Source organism: Rhodoferax lithotrophicus (assembly GCF_019973615.1).
Classification (GTDB): Bacteria; Pseudomonadota; Gammaproteobacteria; order Burkholderiales; family Burkholderiaceae_C; genus Rhodoferax; species Rhodoferax lithotrophicus.
Genome location: NZ_AP024238.1, coordinates 1,511,243 through 1,528,610, shown reverse-complemented (window position 1 = coordinate 1,528,610; position 17,368 = coordinate 1,511,243). Strand labels below are relative to the sequence as shown.

The following is a 17,368-nucleotide window of genomic DNA, read 5'->3' as shown; positions in this document are numbered from 1 at the left end:
TTCACACGGGCATGGTGCCCACATCATCTGCGCGGCGGTTTCTGGCACGCTGCACCAGGAGGGTCATGAGCAAAGCGGCTGCAGCCGAAGTGGCCATGAGAGGTGTCGCGGCAAGAACCTGTGCCAGGCCATCCACCGCATGCACACTCACCTGCTGCACATAATCAACCAGAGTGATCACGTCACCAGCCTGCACGTTCTGTGCGTCTTCAAGCCGGACATGCCAATCTGGCCAGCCACCGCGAAACCGCATCTGTGCAAACACGCCGTCAGCCACAACCACCAGCGCGAGCACGCCAAGCGGACGCAACAAGTGTTCAAGGATGTGACCTCGCTCCTCCACAGGTGCCGCCTCGTAGACCTGTCCGACGAGCTGTGGCACGGTAAGCTGCATCGCATTCTGCTGAAGTTCCTCACTGGTCATCACATCGAAAGCAGGGGTCGAATTCATGTCGCTTTCTCCTTTGCAAGATGGATCAGGCCGTTGTGCTGCCGGGTTTGGCGTTGCATGACGGGCCTATCCGTGTTGGTGAGTTGTCATTGTGCAAAGGGATACTTAGATGAGACTTAACCACACAGTGAATCACCTGCGCCACAGCAGCACCGCCATCAACGGCTCAGAACCCCGCAATCACCGCCCCCTTGAACTGGCTCTGGATGAACTGGCGGATTTCTTCGGAGTGGTAGGCCTTGACCAGCTTGGCCACCCAGGGCTTGTCCTGATCCTGCTCACGCACGGCGATCAGGTTCACATACGGGCTCTTGGCGCTTTCCTGGGCGATGGCATCCTTGGCCGGGCTCAGGCCCGCTGACAGGGCGTAGTTGGTGTTGATGGCCGAGGCATCCAGGTCGTCCAGCGAGCGTGGCAGCTGGGCTGCATCCAGCTCGACAAATTTGAGCTTCTTCGGGTTGTCGATCACATCCAGCGGCGTAGCTTTCAGACCCGCTTCGGGCTTGAGTTTGATCAGCCCCTTGTCTTGCAGCACCAGCAGCACACGGCCACCGTTGGTCGGGTCATTGGGGATGCCGAACTTGGCCCCCTCTTTAAGTTCAGCCAGGCTTTTGACCTTCTTGGAATACAGGCCGATGGGAAAGTTGACGGTGTAGCCCACGTTCACCAGCTTGTAGCCACGGTCTTTGGCTTATGAGCAAAACAGATAAGCCGAGGGTGGCCAATCGACATTGAGCTGCCGAGCACTTGAGCGCCAGGCTGCTCAAAACTTTCGTGAATCGGTTCAGCGTGCGTTCAGACTTCTGCGGCCCCGTCTGAATGCACCGACCAGGAGACGGTTAGTGGCCCACCGATGGCATCGGGCCTGGCGCAACAAAACAGGGGTAAGGCGAAACCCTCTGAATTGGCATCTTGAACATGCAGGCTTCAAACAGTGGGCTGCCCAGCCAGCGCGCCAACCATGCTTGCGTTACCGGCAGGGCCTGTTGCGCAAACCAGTCTGGGTCGACCGCCGCAAATTGGCGAACAAATGGGAAGACTGCAATATCTGTCGCACACGGCAGGTCCCCACCCAAATAGGGGTGAGCTTGCAATCGCGCCTCCAAGGGACGAAGCTGCAGGGTCATCGCGAGTTCCCTCTGGGCCAAGCGGTCAGACCCACCGAATCGCTCCGGGTATTTGTACCTGTCAAGATGATGTTTGAACGCACCATCATTGGTTGCAAGCAATGCCAGGTTGTCAGCCGATTGCGCCCTGCTCCACCAGCCATCAGGGTCATCAGGTGCCAACGCCCACCGAACGATGTCCAAGCTCTGCTCAAGCACAGTCCCATCTGGAAGCTTTAAAACAGGAACAGTCCCTTTGGGCGACAGGGCCAGCATTTCTGCAGGCTTATCCCTCAACACGATTTCATAACCGTCAAAGGCGGTGCCCGATACCAACAGGGCCATTCGAGCGCGCATGGCGTAGGGACAGCGGCGGTAGGTGAAGAGTAAAGGCACTGTCATGTGATGAGCCGGTGAGTTATAGCCGGATTGTCGGAAACATCAATCCGGGTTTTCGCGCCGATGCAATCGGCCATCGTTTGCGTATTATCCAAGGCACAAATTCACGCTGACCATGCCCACCACGGACACGGAAACAGCCACCAAACGATCAACCTCTAACCAATTTCCAAAGACTGATGCTCATGGCCAAATCGAAACTTGTCTTTCTGACGGTGGTGGCCATGCTGGCATTTGCAGCCAACTCATTGCTGTGCCGCTTGGCACTGCGAGCCGCCCACATTGATGCTGCAAGTTTCACGTTGATTCGACTGGCTTCAGGTGCCATCGTGCTTTGGCTGATCGTAAGGCTGCGTGGTGGCACCGTTGGGAAACACGGCAATTGGCCCTCTGCCTTTGCACTTTTTGCCTATGCAGCAGGATTTTCTTTTGCGTACATGACCCTGTCTGCCGCCACTGGGGCCTTGCTGCTATTCGGAGCCGTGCAGACCACCATGATTGGCTATGGCCTTTGGCGGGGAGAACGGTTCGGCTCGGTCCAATCTCTTGGGCTGCTGCTGGCCTGTGCCGGACTCATCGGTTTGTTGCTGCCAGGGTTATCCGCACCACCGCTTGATGGCGCACTGTTGATGATTTTTGCTGGCATCGCTTGGGGTGTTTATTCCCTTCGGGGTCGCAGTAGCAGCAACGCCACGTCCAGTACGGCGGGTAATTTCATCCGCTCCTTACCCTTTGTTGCCGTACTCAGCCTCCTGATGGTGTCGCGACATTCACTGGATTGGGTCGGCATGGGTTATGCCATCACGTCCGGTGCCATCGCCTCAGGCATCGGGTACGCCGTGTGGTACAGCGCCTTGCCGGGGTTACGCGCCACCAACGCAGCGACGGTTCAACTCAGTGTCCCGGTGATTGCGGCACTGGGTGGCGCGCTGTTTCTCGATGAAGTCATCACACAGCGGCTCATCCTTGCATCCATCGCCGTGTTGGGTGGCATCACCATGGTCATTCTTGGACGCACTATTCCAAAATAGTGGCTCGCGCGGTTGAAGGCTACTGGGTGCAGCCCCGTTTGGCCGCTATCAAGCGCAGGTGTTCGTTGAGACCGATGAACGGTTGCTGATCAGAGCTGGCTTTGACGGTGTGCCGCTCGGTAGAAACCGAGCCTTTGCGGAACAGGGCTTGAGTTTCGGGGGTCAGAAATTTTGAAACCTCACCAGATACGTCAGAGGTGGCGTATTGGCTCATCCAACCCATGAACATTTCGCGGGATGCGCTGCCGGGCACTTGAACGCCATGCGGCTCAAAACTTTCTTGAATCGGTTCAGCGTACGTTCAGACACCGGCGCGCAAGATGCACGCCATACCAACCCAAGGAGTTTTTGATGAAACGTCTTATTGCCACCCCAACACTTGCCGCCATCGCGCTCACCCTGGGTGCTTTTGCGGCAGCTTCATCGGCGCAGGCCCGCAGCGATGTGAACTTTTCTGTGGGCGTACAGGTGCCGGGCGTTTATGTGCAACCGGCACCGGTGTATGAGCAACCCCGGCAGATCTATCGACCGATGCCCAGCCGCTATGAGCGCTATGACGAAGGCCGCCGCTATGAAGGGCCGCACTGGCAACACCGCGGCCCTTACGGCAATCACGAGCGCGAGGGCTTCGCCAACGTCTACGAGTCAGGTGGCCCCCGCCATCAGTGGTATCCATCACACCCTTATGGCCCAACGGCGACCTTGACCGCGACGTCATTCCCAACCAGTTTGACCGTGCGCCGGGCAATCCGTACCGCAGGTAGATTGCTGGGGCTGTGGGGGGGGTGGTCACCGCCCCGGCATGAGTGGTCCGGAAAGCTGAAGCTTTGATGTCAAACCCATATTCAGTCAATCCGCAATGGACTGAAGACGACGATGGCCTGTCTCCAGAGCCGCTTGGGCGAGTTGATCCAACTCACGCTCCATAACTTTGATCGAGGGCGGTTTGGGAGCATCCACCCACCATGCCATCGCGTCCACAATCCCACCCGCCACGAACCGCGCAACCCAAGGGCTTTTTGCCGCAGGATGATGCCGCCTTTTGAGCTCGATCTCTACCAACTGGAACACCATCTCCTTAAAGCGGCGCACGACCCCATGTCCGCTTCTGCGCCCAATGGCCGCTTTGAAGACTTCCCGCTGTTCAGCCATGTGTGCCAACAATCCGGTCAGGAAATGCAAACCCGGTTCAGCCAACTTCGTGGCTTGCCCCGCAAGCATGTCGCGCAAATCGTTCATTCCTTCCGACAAGAGATCGTCCTTGCTCCGATAGTGAACATAGAAGGTTGAACGCCCCACATTTGCCGCGTCGCAAATCTCTTGGATGGTCATTTCGTCCCAACCCTTGGGTGCCATGAGCGAGAGCATTGCGTCGCGAAGTGCGGCTTTGGTTTTGAGGACTCGGCGGTCAAGTTCGGTTTTGGTGTCAGTCATGGGGTTCCTGGACAAAATGCGCTCGCGTGTCTGTTATGGGACATCGCCTTGGTCGTCGCACTTCTGCTTAGCGGGGCGTCTGGCGATCATGGACACATGTCCACTACAGGAGCTTAGTCCATGATCGAACCCCGCGCCCAATGGAGGGCCTACCTTTTTTATCCGCTTGCTCTTGTCGGCACGCTGGCATTCATCCATGCAGATATCCATGGCTGGCTTGGGCCGCTCGGCAAGGCCTATCCACTCTACCTGCTGGTGCTGATCTCTGCCATGCTTGCCTTGGAGCGCATCACGCCTATGCGACGCGAGTGGGGTATGACCAAGAAGTCGTTCCTTCACCGCGACCTGCCGATGCTTGTCGTCAACGGTGCGACCATCGCTGCCACCACTTATACCGTTACCTGGCTCGCCCAGAGGCACGGCGGGCTACCTCTCCACAAATTAGCTCTTCCATGGCAAGCCGAGGCGGTCTGTGCCTTGCTGTTGTCGGACTTTCTTTGGTACTGGGTTCATCGCTATAGCCACGAAGGCACGGGATGGTTCGGGCGCTGGCTGTGGAAGACCCACGCCATCCACCATCTGCCGGGTGAGGTCTACGTCTTCATGCATGCCGTGGGGCACCCGATCAACACCGCGTACGTCCGGGTGATCTTGATGATTCCAGTCATCTTGTTCGGTTTCTCGCCTGAGGCGGTCTTCGCGGCATCGGTATTCAACGGGTTTCAGGGCTTGGTGTCGCACTTCAACGTTGACTCGCGGGCGGGATGGCTGAACCGATTGTTCATGGGCACGGAGCTCCACCGCTTTCATCACAGTGCCAACATGGACGAAGCCAAAAACTATGCCGCCACGGTTTCCATCTGGGACCAGCTCTTTGGCACCTATTGTTTGCCAAGTTCAGCACCTGAAAAGCTCGGTGTTGTTGACCGCGAAAGTTACCCGCAAGACTTGCAATGGGGAAAAATTCTCAGCATTCCGTTCAGATAGCGTCCTCCGTATTTGAGAGGCACATGGCAGCCCTTCAATTTCATTGGTCGAGTGGTCAAACGGTCAATGTTCCGCCATCTGAGAGGCATTGACGGTGAGGGTTTGTGAGCTCCGGGATCACCAGATCAATAAAGTGGCCCAGGCTGCCAGGCAGCACCGGCGGCAGGATGTTGAAGCCATCGACGGTTTCGTTTTCAAACTGGTTCAAGCCCAGATCTGGTACATCCAATGGCTCTCATGCGTGAATAAATCCTTCAATTCACAAGGGCTCAAGCCCGTGATGCGGCGAAACTCGCGGCTCAGGTGGGCTTGATCAGAAAAGCCCATCGTTGCGGCAATATCGGCCCACTTCAACTGATCTGCTGCCAAGGCGGCGCGAGCCTGAAGCAAGGTGCTTTCGGCACGCCCCATGCAGCGCAATTGCCGAAGGGGCAATCCTGTCCAGTCTTTGATGCGGCGGTCAATCTGTCGCTCGCTTCGCCCTTGCGCATGCATCTCAGCACGGCTTGCCACCACGTGTGCCCAATGCTGAAAAGCACTTCCTGTGGATACCCTTTCCTGCCCGAGCGCCCGCCAACGTGGCAGCAGAAAATCTTCAATGATCTGAATACGGTCAGCGTTGTTCACAGCATGTAAAACAGCATTGACCATCAACAGCCAGTCCGCATCCAGCACATCCACGGGGGCGCAGTAGCGGTCCACCAGCGCAGCAATGTCAAGTCCCGTCAAGGCGTGCAAAGCGTCTGGGAGGATCAGCAAGATGAACACGTCCACTTCGCCAGGATTGGCGCTGACGGTGGGTTGTGTATGCGGCCCGGTGAACATCACGGGCCGGGGCAAATCATGGTGGATGAGCTTGCCAACCAGGTCCATGTGTGCATAGTCCCCCTGCATGAACCAGGTGATGGCGCAGGTGGGGGCTGCCGGAAAATAATTCAGCCGATCAAGCTCACCAAGTTTTGCAGCCAGCGTGCTGCGGGTCACGTAGGCGCGCACACACGTTGCCAGCTCGCCATGCGGGGCCCACAGGGCTGCGCTTGTGGGCGCACCGCACCCGTGTCGTTCCTTGATCAGTCTGTTGTCCCACTGCATGGGGGCAGTGTAGCCATGTCGGAAAAGTTCAAGACCTTCCGAATTTTGTCTGGCACAGTCCCGATCATGTTACTCATTCTTCATCTCTTATTCATTGGGCTGTGGCTAGGTTGTGTTTTAACCGAGGCCTTGTTTGAGCGTGCTTTGCTTGGCCAGGGGCGTGCGCATGAACTGCTTCTGGCCAACCTGCACAAGCGGGTGGATGCGTGGGTCGAAATCCCCGCGTTTGCCGCCGTGCTTGTGACGGGGGGCATGCTGCTGGCGCAGGCAGCGCCAAGCCATTGGCTTTACACCAAAGTGGCTTTTGGCTTGCTGGCAGTGCTGACCAATGCAGTGTGCGTTGGCTTGGTGTTTGCCCGTGCCAAGGCCGCGCACGGAGGCAATTGGGAACACTTTGACCGCCTTGATTCCTTACAGCACAAGCTCGGCGCGGTCGTTTTACTTGCCCTGTTGGTGGCTTTGGCTATCGGCTTGACGCTTCTTGCCTGAGGGAAAAATGGGCCTGTGACGGCGCGCGGCGCACGGGTTCTGGAGGCGATCACTGGGATGGCAGGCGCTGGCCTGCCAGCGTTGACTTTTCTGGTGAGACACAATCCGGTCATGAGTTCATCCAAACCCTACCTCAGCGAAATCGAAGCCCCGGCGCGTGCCGAAGTTGATGCCCTGCCAGGCTTGACCCTGCTCGAATTCGGCACGAGCTGGTGCGGCCATTGTCGTGCGGCTCAACCCGCGATGACTGAGGCGCTGTCACAACACGCGCAGTGGCGTCACATCCGGGTTGAAGACGGACCTGGTCGCGCGCTTGGGCGGAGCTTTCGCGTCAAGCTCTGGCCCACACTGGTGCTACTGCGTGACGGACAGGAAGTCGCACGCCTGGTGCGCCCCACCCAAACAGCCGACATTGCAGCTGCATTGAGTGCTGCGTGATGGCGCTGAGGGAGGGGCTGTTGGTTGACGGGCGCAGCTTTGGGCCAACTGCAGTCACTTACCAATGCCAGCTTTGGAGCTTATTATTTGGTGCTTCCGCTAGTCTTTTCCCCACAACCCGCTTCCGACTAGGGGGATGGCATGTCCTAGTTCAGGTGCAGCTCAGTAAACCCTTTTTGCAAACAGTCATTAATGCGCAGGATGAACATTTCCGAATAACATCAACCTCTAAGCCCGGGAGCGCACACCAATCGCGGGCCATTCAAAGACAGGGAAGAATATGGGAGACAAGACTAGAAAGTATCAGTTGTGCCGAATGCTTCTTGTAAACGCTGGAACAAACAAGCATGTCGCCAGTGCAAGAATCACCGCAATAGACCCACGGGGAGGCGCCGCAGTTCTCGGCGACAACGGTGTTGGGAAAACCACCACGCTCCGAATTCTCCCCCTGTTTTTTGGGCACCTTCCCAGCCAAATCGTTGCCGCCGGACATGGGAATGAGGCCATGGTGCGGTTCATCCTTCCTACGGATGCCAGCGCGATCGTTTTTGAATATCAACGCGGTTCGGGTTCGGACGATGACCTTCGCCTTGCCGTCATTCGCAGGCGCGCCGACGATCCTGACGTTCCTTTTTATCGCCTGTATCGCAGTGGATTTCGAAAAGAAATTTTTGTCAGTGACGGACGGTTCCTGAGCGATGACGAAGCTCAGGTCAAAGCTACAGAACTCGGAATTCAAACAACGAGCAAGCTGACCACAGCCGAATATCGATCGGTCATTCTGCGAACAACAGCAAGCTCGAAAGACAAAGACAAGCTTCGACGCTACGCACTGGAATGGTCCTTCGGGCCAAAGCAACTCGACAATCTGGATCGTGTTGTAGCTGCCATGGTCAAGAAGCACATCAATTTTGCCGACATCATTCAGGTTGCCGTCGGCTTGGTGCAGCACGATCTCGGGTTGGGCGCAGAGCGCGCAAAACTAACGTTCAAGCAGGGTCGTGGGCCCATCGAGCGTTGGTTGAGCAACCGCGATGCCTGCGTTGCGGCCTTCAAACTGGCTCCAACATTTGCGGAGCTTGAGTCTGACCTTCGAGACCACCGCAATACGGAAGCCCGATTTCGGGCATGCCGCGCAGATGTTGTCTCACTGACACAGGCACGAAGGCAGGAAGCCTCCGCGATTCAGAACAAGCTTGAATCCATGGCGGCGTCCCGAGAAACCGTGTTGGAAGAAGAGAGAGGAAAACGGGCAACGCTGAAAGACGCTGCCCATTCTGCAGAGCAAATTGCGGCGAGTTCTCGTGCGGCGTTCACTGAAGCCAGTGAGGAGGCGAAGCGCTTCGAAGATGAAAAGGCGGCGCACTGGGAACAGAAGATTCAAGAGCTTCCTACCATTCGCACTCAAGTCACAGCCCTGGCAGGTCAAATCTCAGCTGCAGAAGCGGTTCAGGGTGCTGCAACAACCGAATACGAAAGGTTAGCTTCTGAGGCCAAGACAAAGGCGTCCGATCTATGCCTTACCCAGGAAGGTGGAAAGGAGCCACATCGCCTTCGACACACCAATACTCTTTCGGACATTGCAAAAGCAGAGGAAGATGCTCTAGAGGCATGCAATGGCGTATTTGAAGCGCGCCGCCTGGAAATCGATGAGGCATTGGGACCTTTGCAGGAGTCGCTGGGCACGTGGGACAACCGACGAGCGAATCCCACCGCCTCCGACGATGCCCTGCAGGCCGTGCAGAATGCAAACGAGCGCCAAGCCAAACATGGTGCCAGTCTCCTCCAGGCGCAAGAAGCTGCCGCTAAGGCAAAAGAGGACGCACAGGCCACGCAACACGCATTTGCACAACAAGAGCTTGAAATTCGTAAAGCCAGATCGGATGTGGTCAGCGCACAATCTGAACGCGAACAAGCACAACAAAGATTGTCTCCTCCTGACGGGACACTCCTTGCGGCCTTGCGCTCCAATTTGTCCGATGATTGGAGGCGCAATCTCGCCAAACTCATCAATCCTGAGCTTCTCAGCCGCGACGATCTTGAACCGACATTCGTTGAAGATGCTTCTGAGACTGCCTACGGATGGCAGTTCCACGTTGGTCTGATCAACGCACCCGATTGGACGGACGACTCCACCGCACGACAAACCCTAGATTTGGCGATGGAGAAGGAGGCAAAAGCGCAGGCTCACCTGAACACCCAAGTTCAGTTGCTCGAGCGATGCGGCCAACTCCGAGATGAAACAAGCACAGCGTTTAATTCGGCCGAGGCCCAATTTAACGTATTGCGTCAGCAGACTGCGGATGTCACGAATCAGCTCGATGCAGCCAACCAGCGCGTTACAAATGAAAAACGCCTTTTTGCAGAGCAGGCTGGCGCTGAGGCATCAAAGATCCGATCCTCTATTGGGGAACTGAAAAGGCAGCGTGATTCGCTTCAAGCAGATCAGAAAGCCGATCGTCAAAAAGTCCGCACAGCGCATCAATTGCAGCGCGATGCTGCCAAGGCACTCTGTGACGGTGCGATCCAGGCCATTGATGCTCATATCAAATCCATAAAGTCCGACCTGCAGCGCACCTTGACCTCCCTGAAGGAGCAGATGAATGCGCACCTCAGCAGCGCAGGCGTAGATGTCGACCATCTTGAGCAATTGCGTGGACGCTTGAGCTCACTCAAGACGGATGCCCAAGCCCTTGAAGACCGTCAGGCATTGGTTGCAAGTTGGAATCGTTGGTTGCAGGCTGGTGGACCGACACGTCTAGAGACGTTGAGATCGGCGAGCGCCAAAGCAGCCACTGATGTTGGCATTGCAGCTGGCAAGCTGACCGCGTTCAATCAAGCGGCAGAACTACTTGAGAACCAGTACAAAGCCGACATCAAGAAGTTGGAAGACCGTCATGCCGATGTAGAGCGTGACCTCAAGATCCTTGTTGACCTCGACGGGGAGTTTGGCGACTACCTCGCTGTCGGCATGGCTACGGTTAGTCCAAATGCAAGCGCCAAGGAATTGCGGACTGCAGTTCACTCAGTTCAGCATGAATTGCGAACGCTGGAGGAGACCATCAATAGGAGGTCCTCGACACTCCGACAGGCACTGACTGCCAAGAACAGTGCGGTCAAGGATTTTGTGGAGGCCAGCATTGGAACCGACGTAGACGCCGCAGTCACCAGCGATCTCATTGGACGCGCTTCAGCACTCTCCATTTGCTTCAAGCAAATTGGACCGCAAGTGGCCAACGACGTGAATCTCACGCTGAAGACTCTGCTGGCCAACATTGGAGCCTTTCATAAGGCCATCAAATCTTTCGAAAAGCAGGTTTCCGACTTCAATGATCGACTGAAGGCAGGACTTTCTGGCGTTCAATGTTTTGAACGGGTCAAGGATTTGCGTCTGGACATCGTGACGAAATTTGAGGACCTTGGCTTTTACAAAAAGCTGAGCCGAATGGAAGACATCGTTCGCCAGCATGCCAATGAACTTGGCAAAGATTACACCCGCGACCTGCCGTCAGACGAGACAGCGCGCGCTCTGGGTGACTTCATGAGCGTCCTGGGAAGTGACGGCAATGTGGAAGTAAACCTTTCCCAGCACATCACGCTGAAAGGTAGCGTGGTGGACAACGGACGACTGAAAGAGTTTCGTCGTGCCAATGAGCTCCAGGAGATTTCTTCTGAAGGCTTGACCTCGTTGATTCTCATAACCTTGATGACCGCGCTTTTGAACACGATCCGTGGGTCCGAGCCGGTACATGTGCCTTGGGTCACCGACGAGGTCGGCAAGTTTGACCCAACAAACTTCAAGGCACTGATGCAAAGGCTCAAGGACAACCGCATTGACGTAGTCACGGCGTCACCCGAACTTGGTCCGGCCCAGCAGGCCATGTTTGCCAAACGGTACATGTTTGAGGACCGGGGTCGCATACGGGAGTACCGGCCACTGGAAACAGTTTTAAACGGAAGTTCATCGTCGCCTGATGCGGAGGTCCTGCCATGAATGCCGCTGTTTTGAAACTGCTACTTGCAGGCGAATACATTTGCTCCATTCGCTACCGTGACGAATACGCAATTCTTGAAGACGATGAAGAGCAAGAGGCGGTCACAAATTGGCTTTCGCCCTTGAATATGCGTCTTGCACGCTTGGGTGATAGCGGCGCATTCTTTATGGCGCCTTCCTATATCGGACAGAAGGACATCACCCAGGTAAAGAATGAACTGTTGAAGTTCCGGGATGAATACGGCCCTGCGGTACTTCTTCTGGATTTCATTCGACAGACTGATGTTGGGCGATTCACCATGAGTCCGGGTGAGCACATCGCGCTGTACGAACTTGAGCGCGCGGTCTCGCATTCAACAATGCTGGAAACGCAACTCAAAGGGCTCCTCAGTGTCATCAGCAATGCAGCACAGCGTAATACGAACCATGAGAATTTGAGACGTCTGCTGGAACAACTGGTCAAGGATGGCTACGCGGTCTTGGTCAACAAGGACTCTGGCACCTATCAGATTACCGGGAAAATCGAACAGCTTTATGCCGTCCTCCAGTTTCTGGATGAGAACAAAGTCATCCCGGATGCAGAAGTCGACGATCGGGAGGCAGAAGATGCACCAGATCTCGTCGATTTGGCCCAATCCGATGACGGGGCCCCCTCATGACAGAGAGTGGCGATCAAGTCCAAAAGTTACTTGCCGCGCTTTCTAAGCATTCAGACCTCGTAGCCGAGGCCTTTGAAGGATCGGTGCATGGCGGCGACCGCCAGCGCAACGCTGCAGTTGAGGCCCTGTTTGGGCTTGGAGTGCTCAAGCCCTATGACGAAGACTCTTATCGCCTGAACCCGCGGTTGCGAGAGTTTTTAGCAGACCATTTTTCTAGCTATCACGCGTTCCAGGCACTGCGCCGGGTTTTCGGAACCATGCAGCAGGCGCAGGAGCAATGGCGAGAGTTGCGTCAGCTGAAGGCAACCGGTGCGACCAGGGATGCGCTTCGGTTGTACGCTGCACTGGATGACTCCATCGTGGAGATTGCGTACTCTATTGAACATAACCTGAGCATGTTGCACTCGTTACTTTCGACGCAATATGGCAACGTTGATGACCTGAATTCCAAACTTCGGCAGAACCGCTATTACGCTCGCCAAGTAGTTCAGTTTCTACGTGATGTAGAGGGTGTTGACGCCTTTGCTGAACGTGTCGCCGAGGAGGCGATCGCATCAGGCATGCCCGACGTCAGGCAATTGGTGACGCGGCGTCTCGGAGCTCGATGCCTTAACTGGACATCGCAGATCAAAGACGCGCAATCCGTCATCAGCAAACGACTCTTTGAAGCCAAGCTGATGGAGACTCGTCTTAAACGCTTGTCTCGCTTCTCCCTCTGGCTAACGCGGCACAGGACGGCTGACGGATGGGATCTTGCAGTGGATGAATCTGCGACTCCATCACTATTTCGGCCGCAGCCCATTGAGCTTAGGCTCCAGCCTGATGTCACCGACACCGATCCCGTGGTTTGGGACAACCTGCTCATTGCCGTGAGTCGGCTGCCGGAGAAGCCCAGCCCGAAAACCCAGCCTCCCGAAGAAGCTCCGCAGATTCTGATGGAGGATGAAGAAGCGATAGCGGAGCCCGATGACCCAATTCAGCGAGCGCTTCGTGAGTTGGTCAATTCAATTCGAAGCTCTAGCGAGCCCATCTCACTTCTTGCTTGGAAGGGTGTACGCCATGAACTCGCCGAACTGGACAATGAGGCGTGGCTGGTCTTTTCCAGCATGCAGCTCAAAGCTGGAGGTGTGCAGCTGGAGTTCTTGAGCAAAACGGAGTTAGACCCGTTCCCCATCAACGAGTCTTTCCATGATGTTCTTGCTCGTCGTCCATTACAGGAGGCTGCCTGATGTCTTTTGACGCGCGCCAGATCCAATTTCTTCAGAGATTGGTGGAAGAACACCCGACCCAGCGCACCGCTGGTGTGGTCGCAAAGCATTTTTGCGAACACTTCAGTTTGGGCCGGCACGTTGGTCGCTTCATTGAATATCACTCCGAACACCACCGTATGGCCTTGTCACTGCTGCAGGCTCACGATCTTCCGGTTAAAAAGCCGAGTGCAAGGGCAATGCGTGCAGACTCAGCTAAATATGGTGGACTTTCAGAAAAGTCTCTAAGTGCCGCACCACATTCTGGATCGATTGCGATCAAGTGCTTAGGGAATTGTCTTCTGGGCTCCACACCACTAATTACGCCTCCCAGCAGCTATTTGGTAGTTACGCCAGAAATCGGTCGGCACATCACTTGCGATAGATTGATGTTGGTCGAAAACCTTGAATCATTTCGACATCTAGAGCAATATACATGGATCAATTTTTTTAACAAAAACGTGATGGTCATCTACCGCGGTGACACGGATCTTTCAACGGGCAACGTCTCTCTGTTTCTCCATACAAGATCCGAACCAATCTGGGCATTTGTTGACTTTGATCCTGCCGGGCTGGTTATCGCGAATTCTCTCCCTTCGGGCACGTTGGAGCGACTCATTCTTCCTGCTTGGTCGTCGCTCCGATTTCTTGCCGACACACCACGAGGACGCCAACTTTTTGATGAACAATATTCATATGCGCAGGGAGTGCTCAATAGAACTGTGCATCCTCTCCTGAAAAATGCTTGGGAAGTAATGCTGGAACTTCGAAGTGGGGTAACTCAAGAAAGGATGATGCACGCAGTACCAAAGTCAGACATGTAGATCGCATTTGATTTCAGCACAGGCATACATGGCCTACTTTTGCATTTTTTGTCGTCTGAGAGGGGAAGCCGTGAGGCAAGCGTTGGTCTGCTTTGGGACTTTCAATTCGACCTTATGGATTTCCGCTTTGGGTCGCTATGTAGAGCTCTCCATAGCGACCCCTATGCTCAGGTCGAAACTATGCACAGATGGGTGAATGCTGATGACGCTGGCCCCTCTGGCGGCGAGGCTTCAATGCCAAGGAAGTCTGCGCATAGTTATGGCATCCGAGCAGGTCGCAAAAATGAGTTCGAGGTGTTGCAGGCTATATCTTGGCATTGGGTGCCGCTGTGAGGTGGGCGGTAGATGCGGCACGCAGCGAAATCCTGGAGCGTGACCGCCTGGCGCTCCGACGAAAAACTATGTCCCTATCTGAACAAGGCCACTTCCCCGCGAAACGCACCACGCCTGCCTGAGAGCCGATGCGAGAAACCGATATGCGCATAGTTTCGATCTGAGCATAGAGGTCGAAAGCTGAGTGCCTCACACCCTCCGCAAGCCACCCTACGGCGGCTCGCAAAGTGCCGGTGTGCCACTGCTGCCGGGTCTATCAGGCGGCCTTCCGCTCCCGCCCCCGCACTGCATGCCGATTCTCCGGCCGCGCCAGCCCCAGGTTTTCCCGCAGCGTGCTGCCTTCATATTCGGTGCGGAACAGCCCCCGGCGTTGCAGTTCGGGGATAACCAGGTCCACAAAGTCGTCCAGGCTGCCGGGCAGCACGGGGGGCAGGATGTTGAAGCCGTCGGCGGCTTCGTTTTCAAACCAGGCTTGCAACTGGTCAACCACCTGCACCGGCGTGCCGACAATCGTCCAGTGGCCGCGCGCGGTGGCCACCCACTGGTAGAGCTGGCGGATGCTGAAGCTGTGTTTGCGGGCAATGTCCACCATCATCTGCTGGCGGCTGACCCAGCCTACTGTTTTGGGCAGCTCGGGGAAAGGGCCGTCCAGCGGGTAGGGCGACAAGTCCACACCACCCGACAAGCCAGCCAGCAGGGCCAGGCCCGCTTGGGGGTGGATCAGGTCGTTGAGCTGTTGCAGTTTGGCTTGCGCCTCGGCCTCGGTGGGGGCCACGTAGACCGACACGCCGGGCATGATTTTGAGCTGGTCTGCGCTGCGGCCAAACTTGGGCAAGCGGCTTTTCAGGTCGCGGTAAAAGGCTTGCGCGTCTTCCAGGCTTTGCTGGGCGGTGAACACCACCTCGGCGGTGCGGGCGGCCAGCTCCAGGCCGGGTTCGGATTGGCCGGCCTGCACGATCACCGGGTAGCCTTGCGGCGGGCGCGAGACGTTGAGCGCACCGTCCACCTGGAAGTGTTTGCCCTGGTGGTGCGGCGGGTGCAGCTTGGCCGGGTCAAAGAACTGGCCGCTGGTTTTGTCGCGGGTGAAGGCATCGTCTTCCCAGCTGTCCCACAGCTCGGTGACCACATCGACAAACTCTTCGGCCCGGTCGTAGCGGTCTGCGGCCACGGCTTGCTGCGGGCGGCTGAAGTTGCGCGCCGTGGCATCGTCGGTGGAGGTGACCACGTTCCAGCCCGAGCGGCCAGCACTCAAGTGGTCCAGCGACGCAAACTTGCGCGCCAGCAGGTAGGGGTCTTCGTAGCTGGTGGAGGCGGTGGCGATGAAGCCAATGTTTTTGGTGACGGTGGACAAGGCCGAGAACAGCGTCACCGGCTCAAAGTAGGTGCTGCGGTCGCGCCGACCGGCATCGTCCCCGCCAAAGTGGGTCGACAAGCCATCGGCCAAAAAGTAGGCATCAAACAGGCCGCGCTCGGCGGTTTGCGCCAGGCGTTTGTAGTGTTCAAAGTCGAACACGGTGTCGGACGCCGCATCAGGGTGCCGCCAGGCGGCGACGTGTTGTCCGGCACCAGGCAGAAATGCGCCAAGGCGGAGTTTTTTGCTCATGATGAAGGCCTTTCAGTGGAGAGGTTGAAGGGGCGGTAGAGGTCAGATGTTCAGATGTTCAGATGGTCAGAGCTTGGCGATTGACACTTCGGTCGACTTGACCAGCGCCACCACGTCAGAGCCAATCTTCAAGTCCAGGTCTCTGACCGAGCGTGTGGTGATGACCGAGGTGACGATGCCCCAGGGGGTTTCGACATCAATCTCGGACACCACGTCGCCGTGGATGATTTCCTTGACCTTGCCGCGGAATTGGTTGCGTACGTTGATGGCTTGAATGGACATGGGTTCTCCTTGAAAAGTCCGTTGAAGTAAATTGAGTAATCAGACGGCCCAGCGCACGCCGTGCGCAGGCACACCGGGCCAGCGAGGTTCGCCGTCCGCGGAATGGGTAAAGGATTCACGCTCGGGCGCGGCGGGCTTTTGCAGCACACGGTCCAGGATGCGTTTTTCCAGCGCGGCAAAGGCGGCGTCGCCGTGTGAGCGTGGGCGGGGCAGGTTGATGACTTCATCGAGCGCAATGCGCCCGTCTTCGATCAGGATCACGCGGTCGGCCAGCGCCACGGCCTCTTGCACGTCGTGTGTCACCAGCAGCGCGGTGAAGCCGCTGGCACGCCACAGGTCTTCAATCAGGCGGTGCATCTCGATGCGGGTCAGCGCATCAAGCGCGCCCAGCGGCTCGTCCAGCAACAGCAGGCGCGGGTTGTGCACCAGGGCACGGGCCAGGGACACGCGCTGGCGTTGACCACCAGACAGGCGGGCTGGCCAGTCGTTGGCGCGGTCTGCCAGGCCGACCTGCGCCAGCACCTTGAGCGCATCCTCGCGCCGCTCGGGCGGCAGGCCCAGCGCCACGTTGTCCACCACACGCTTCCAGGGCAGCAGGCGTGCGTCCTGAAACATGATGCGGGTATCGTCCGAGAGACCATTCAGCAGTTGGTCATTGATACGGATGTGCCCCGCGCTGGCCGTCTCCAGACCAGCCACCAGCCGCAACAGAGTGCTTTTGCCGCAGCCGCTGCGCCCGACGATGGCGATGAACTGGCCCGGCTCCACACGCAGCTGGGTGTTGCGCAGCACCTCACGGTCGCCAAAGCGTTTGCTCAAGCCTTGTAGCACCAGCGGTTCACCACGGCGCTTCGATGCCACGGGAGGGGTGTGCGCGACGGGCTCAGCCTGTGTGGCCGTACTTCTCTGTTGATCGGAATTTATAGTCATATTGGCTTCTAGCCCTTATTAATTGTGCGCAAGCAGCTATTAATTTAATAGTAATTTGGTGTGGACGAA

General features: G+C 56.8%; 18 protein-coding genes and 1 pseudogene. 9 read left to right on the top strand and 10 right to left on the bottom strand.

Annotation, left to right across the window (positions count from 1 at the left end):
- Window position 1 precedes the first annotated feature (1 nt).
- The 3 genes and pseudogenes from LDN84_RS07050 to LDN84_RS07040 all read right to left on the bottom strand — a co-directional run bounded on the left by LDN84_RS07050 (window position 2) and on the right by LDN84_RS07040 (window position 1,959).
- A complete protein-coding gene (locus tag LDN84_RS07050; protein ID WP_223910373.1) occupies window positions 2–451 on the bottom strand; it encodes a hypothetical protein in 450 nt (149 codons plus the stop codon).
- Between the two features lie 166 nt (window positions 452–617).
- A pseudogene (locus LDN84_RS07045) lies at window positions 618–1,139 on the bottom strand (MetQ/NlpA family ABC transporter substrate-binding protein); the annotation flags it as partial.
- 151 nt (window positions 1,140–1,290) lie between these two features.
- Complete coding sequence (locus LDN84_RS07040) at window positions 1,291–1,959, bottom strand: glutathione S-transferase (protein WP_223910370.1); 669 nt, start codon at window positions 1,957–1,959, stop codon at window positions 1,291–1,293.
- 182 nt (window positions 1,960–2,141) lie between these two features.
- Here LDN84_RS07040 and LDN84_RS07035 point away from each other — a divergent pair, with 182 nt between their 5' ends.
- Window positions 2,142–2,987: a DMT family transporter gene (locus LDN84_RS07035; RefSeq protein WP_223910368.1), complete on the top strand. Its 846-nt coding sequence runs from the start codon at window positions 2,142–2,144 to the stop codon at window positions 2,985–2,987.
- A gap of 19 nt (window positions 2,988–3,006) precedes the next feature.
- On the opposite strand, the gene LDN84_RS07030 is transcribed toward LDN84_RS07035, so the two are convergent.
- On the bottom strand, window positions 3,007–3,240 hold the full coding sequence (locus tag LDN84_RS07030) for a hypothetical protein (protein WP_223910365.1): 234 nt from the start codon (window positions 3,238–3,240) through the stop codon (window positions 3,007–3,009).
- A 98-nt stretch (window positions 3,241–3,338) separates the two neighbouring features.
- On the opposite strand from LDN84_RS07030, the gene LDN84_RS07025 reads away from it, so the two are divergent.
- Window positions 3,339–3,818, top strand: a complete 480-nt coding sequence (locus LDN84_RS07025; RefSeq protein WP_223910362.1) for a hypothetical protein — start codon at window positions 3,339–3,341, stop codon at window positions 3,816–3,818.
- A gap of 18 nt (window positions 3,819–3,836) precedes the next feature.
- On the opposite strand, the gene LDN84_RS07020 is transcribed toward LDN84_RS07025, so the two are convergent.
- A complete protein-coding gene (locus LDN84_RS07020) occupies window positions 3,837–4,421 on the bottom strand; it encodes a TetR/AcrR family transcriptional regulator (RefSeq protein ID WP_223910358.1) in 585 nt (194 codons plus the stop codon).
- Window positions 4,422–4,541: 120 nt separating this feature from the next.
- Between LDN84_RS07020 and LDN84_RS07015 the strand changes: the two genes are divergently transcribed.
- Complete coding sequence (locus tag LDN84_RS07015; RefSeq protein WP_223910355.1) at window positions 4,542–5,408, top strand: sterol desaturase family protein; 867 nt, start codon at window positions 4,542–4,544, stop codon at window positions 5,406–5,408.
- A gap of 55 nt (window positions 5,409–5,463) precedes the next feature.
- Here the strand turns inward: LDN84_RS07015 and LDN84_RS07010 are convergent, their stop codons facing one another.
- Both LDN84_RS07010 and LDN84_RS07005 read right to left on the bottom strand, forming a co-directional pair.
- A complete protein-coding gene (locus tag LDN84_RS07010; protein ID WP_223910353.1) occupies window positions 5,464–5,616 on the bottom strand; it encodes a hypothetical protein in 153 nt (50 codons plus the stop codon).
- Window positions 5,613–6,500 (bottom strand): helix-turn-helix domain-containing protein, encoded by an 888-nt coding sequence (locus LDN84_RS07005; protein ID WP_223910349.1) that lies wholly within the window; start codon window positions 6,498–6,500, stop codon window positions 5,613–5,615. The genes LDN84_RS07010 and LDN84_RS07005 overlap by 4 nt, the downstream gene beginning before the upstream one ends.
- 66 nt (window positions 6,501–6,566) lie before the next feature.
- Between LDN84_RS07005 and LDN84_RS07000 the strand changes: the two genes are divergently transcribed.
- From LDN84_RS07000 to LDN84_RS06975, 6 genes are all read left to right on the top strand, one after another.
- Complete coding sequence (locus LDN84_RS07000; protein ID WP_223910346.1) at window positions 6,567–6,989, top strand: hypothetical protein; 423 nt, start codon at window positions 6,567–6,569, stop codon at window positions 6,987–6,989.
- A 111-nt stretch (window positions 6,990–7,100) separates the two neighbouring features.
- Entirely contained in the window at window positions 7,101–7,427 is a 327-nt protein-coding gene (locus LDN84_RS06995) for a thioredoxin family protein (RefSeq protein ID WP_223910343.1), read from the top strand.
- 280 nt (window positions 7,428–7,707) lie between these two features.
- Window positions 7,708–11,421, top strand: coding sequence for an ATP-binding protein (locus LDN84_RS06990; protein ID WP_223910341.1), 3,714 nt, complete (start codon window positions 7,708–7,710; stop codon window positions 11,419–11,421).
- Entirely contained in the window at window positions 11,418–12,080 is a 663-nt protein-coding gene (locus tag LDN84_RS06985; RefSeq protein WP_223910339.1) for a condensin complex protein MksE, read from the top strand. The genes LDN84_RS06990 and LDN84_RS06985 overlap by 4 nt, the downstream gene beginning before the upstream one ends.
- Complete coding sequence (locus tag LDN84_RS06980) at window positions 12,077–13,309, top strand: hypothetical protein (protein ID WP_223910336.1); 1,233 nt, start codon at window positions 12,077–12,079, stop codon at window positions 13,307–13,309. Before LDN84_RS06985 ends, LDN84_RS06980 begins: the two co-directional genes overlap by 4 nt.
- Window positions 13,309–14,151, top strand: coding sequence for a DUF7281 domain-containing protein (locus LDN84_RS06975; RefSeq protein WP_223910334.1), 843 nt, complete (start codon window positions 13,309–13,311; stop codon window positions 14,149–14,151). Before LDN84_RS06980 ends, LDN84_RS06975 begins: the two co-directional genes overlap by 1 nt.
- Before the next feature lie 589 nt (window positions 14,152–14,740).
- Here LDN84_RS06975 and LDN84_RS06970 read toward each other — a convergent pair.
- From LDN84_RS06970 to LDN84_RS06960, 3 genes are all read right to left on the bottom strand, one after another.
- Window positions 14,741–16,087, bottom strand: a complete 1,347-nt coding sequence (locus tag LDN84_RS06970; RefSeq protein WP_223910331.1) for an LLM class flavin-dependent oxidoreductase — start codon at window positions 16,085–16,087, stop codon at window positions 14,741–14,743.
- A gap of 66 nt (window positions 16,088–16,153) precedes the next feature.
- On the bottom strand, window positions 16,154–16,369 hold the full coding sequence (locus LDN84_RS06965) for a TOBE domain-containing protein (protein WP_223910327.1): 216 nt from the start codon (window positions 16,367–16,369) through the stop codon (window positions 16,154–16,156).
- A gap of 39 nt (window positions 16,370–16,408) precedes the next feature.
- A complete protein-coding gene (locus LDN84_RS06960) occupies window positions 16,409–17,299 on the bottom strand; it encodes an ATP-binding cassette domain-containing protein (protein WP_223910324.1) in 891 nt (296 codons plus the stop codon).
- Window positions 17,300–17,368 lie beyond the last annotated feature (69 nt).

Coding starts and splice junctions, on each gene's coding strand:
- LDN84_RS07025 (WP_223910362.1), top strand. CDS start 3,339: ATGAAACGTCTTATTGCCACCCCAACACTTGCCGCCATCGCGCTCACC.
- LDN84_RS06975 (WP_223910334.1), top strand. CDS start 13,309: ATGTCTTTTGACGCGCGCCAGATCCAATTTCTTCAGAGATTGGTGGAA.
- LDN84_RS06970 (WP_223910331.1), bottom strand. CDS start 16,087: ATGAGCAAAAAACTCCGCCTTGGCGCATTTCTGCCTGGTGCCGGACAA.
- LDN84_RS06965 (WP_223910327.1), bottom strand. CDS start 16,369: ATGTCCATTCAAGCCATCAACGTACGCAACCAATTCCGCGGCAAGGTC.
- LDN84_RS07015 (WP_223910355.1), top strand. CDS start 4,542: ATGATCGAACCCCGCGCCCAATGGAGGGCCTACCTTTTTTATCCGCTT.
- LDN84_RS07050 (WP_223910373.1), bottom strand. CDS start 451: ATGAATTCGACCCCTGCTTTCGATGTGATGACCAGTGAGGAACTTCAG.
- LDN84_RS07020 (WP_223910358.1), bottom strand. CDS start 4,421: ATGACTGACACCAAAACCGAACTTGACCGCCGAGTCCTCAAAACCAAA.
- LDN84_RS06980 (WP_223910336.1), top strand. CDS start 12,077: ATGACAGAGAGTGGCGATCAAGTCCAAAAGTTACTTGCCGCGCTTTCT.
- LDN84_RS06960 (WP_223910324.1), bottom strand. CDS start 17,299: ATGACTATAAATTCCGATCAACAGAGAAGTACGGCCACACAGGCTGAG.
- LDN84_RS06995 (WP_223910343.1), top strand. CDS start 7,101: ATGAGTTCATCCAAACCCTACCTCAGCGAAATCGAAGCCCCGGCGCGT.
- LDN84_RS07005 (WP_223910349.1), bottom strand. CDS start 6,500: ATGCAGTGGGACAACAGACTGATCAAGGAACGACACGGGTGCGGTGCG.
- LDN84_RS07035 (WP_223910368.1), top strand. CDS start 2,142: ATGGCCAAATCGAAACTTGTCTTTCTGACGGTGGTGGCCATGCTGGCA.
- LDN84_RS07000 (WP_223910346.1), top strand. CDS start 6,567: ATGTTACTCATTCTTCATCTCTTATTCATTGGGCTGTGGCTAGGTTGT.
- LDN84_RS06985 (WP_223910339.1), top strand. CDS start 11,418: ATGAATGCCGCTGTTTTGAAACTGCTACTTGCAGGCGAATACATTTGC.
- LDN84_RS06990 (WP_223910341.1), top strand. CDS start 7,708: ATGGGAGACAAGACTAGAAAGTATCAGTTGTGCCGAATGCTTCTTGTA.
- LDN84_RS07040 (WP_223910370.1), bottom strand. CDS start 1,959: ATGACAGTGCCTTTACTCTTCACCTACCGCCGCTGTCCCTACGCCATG.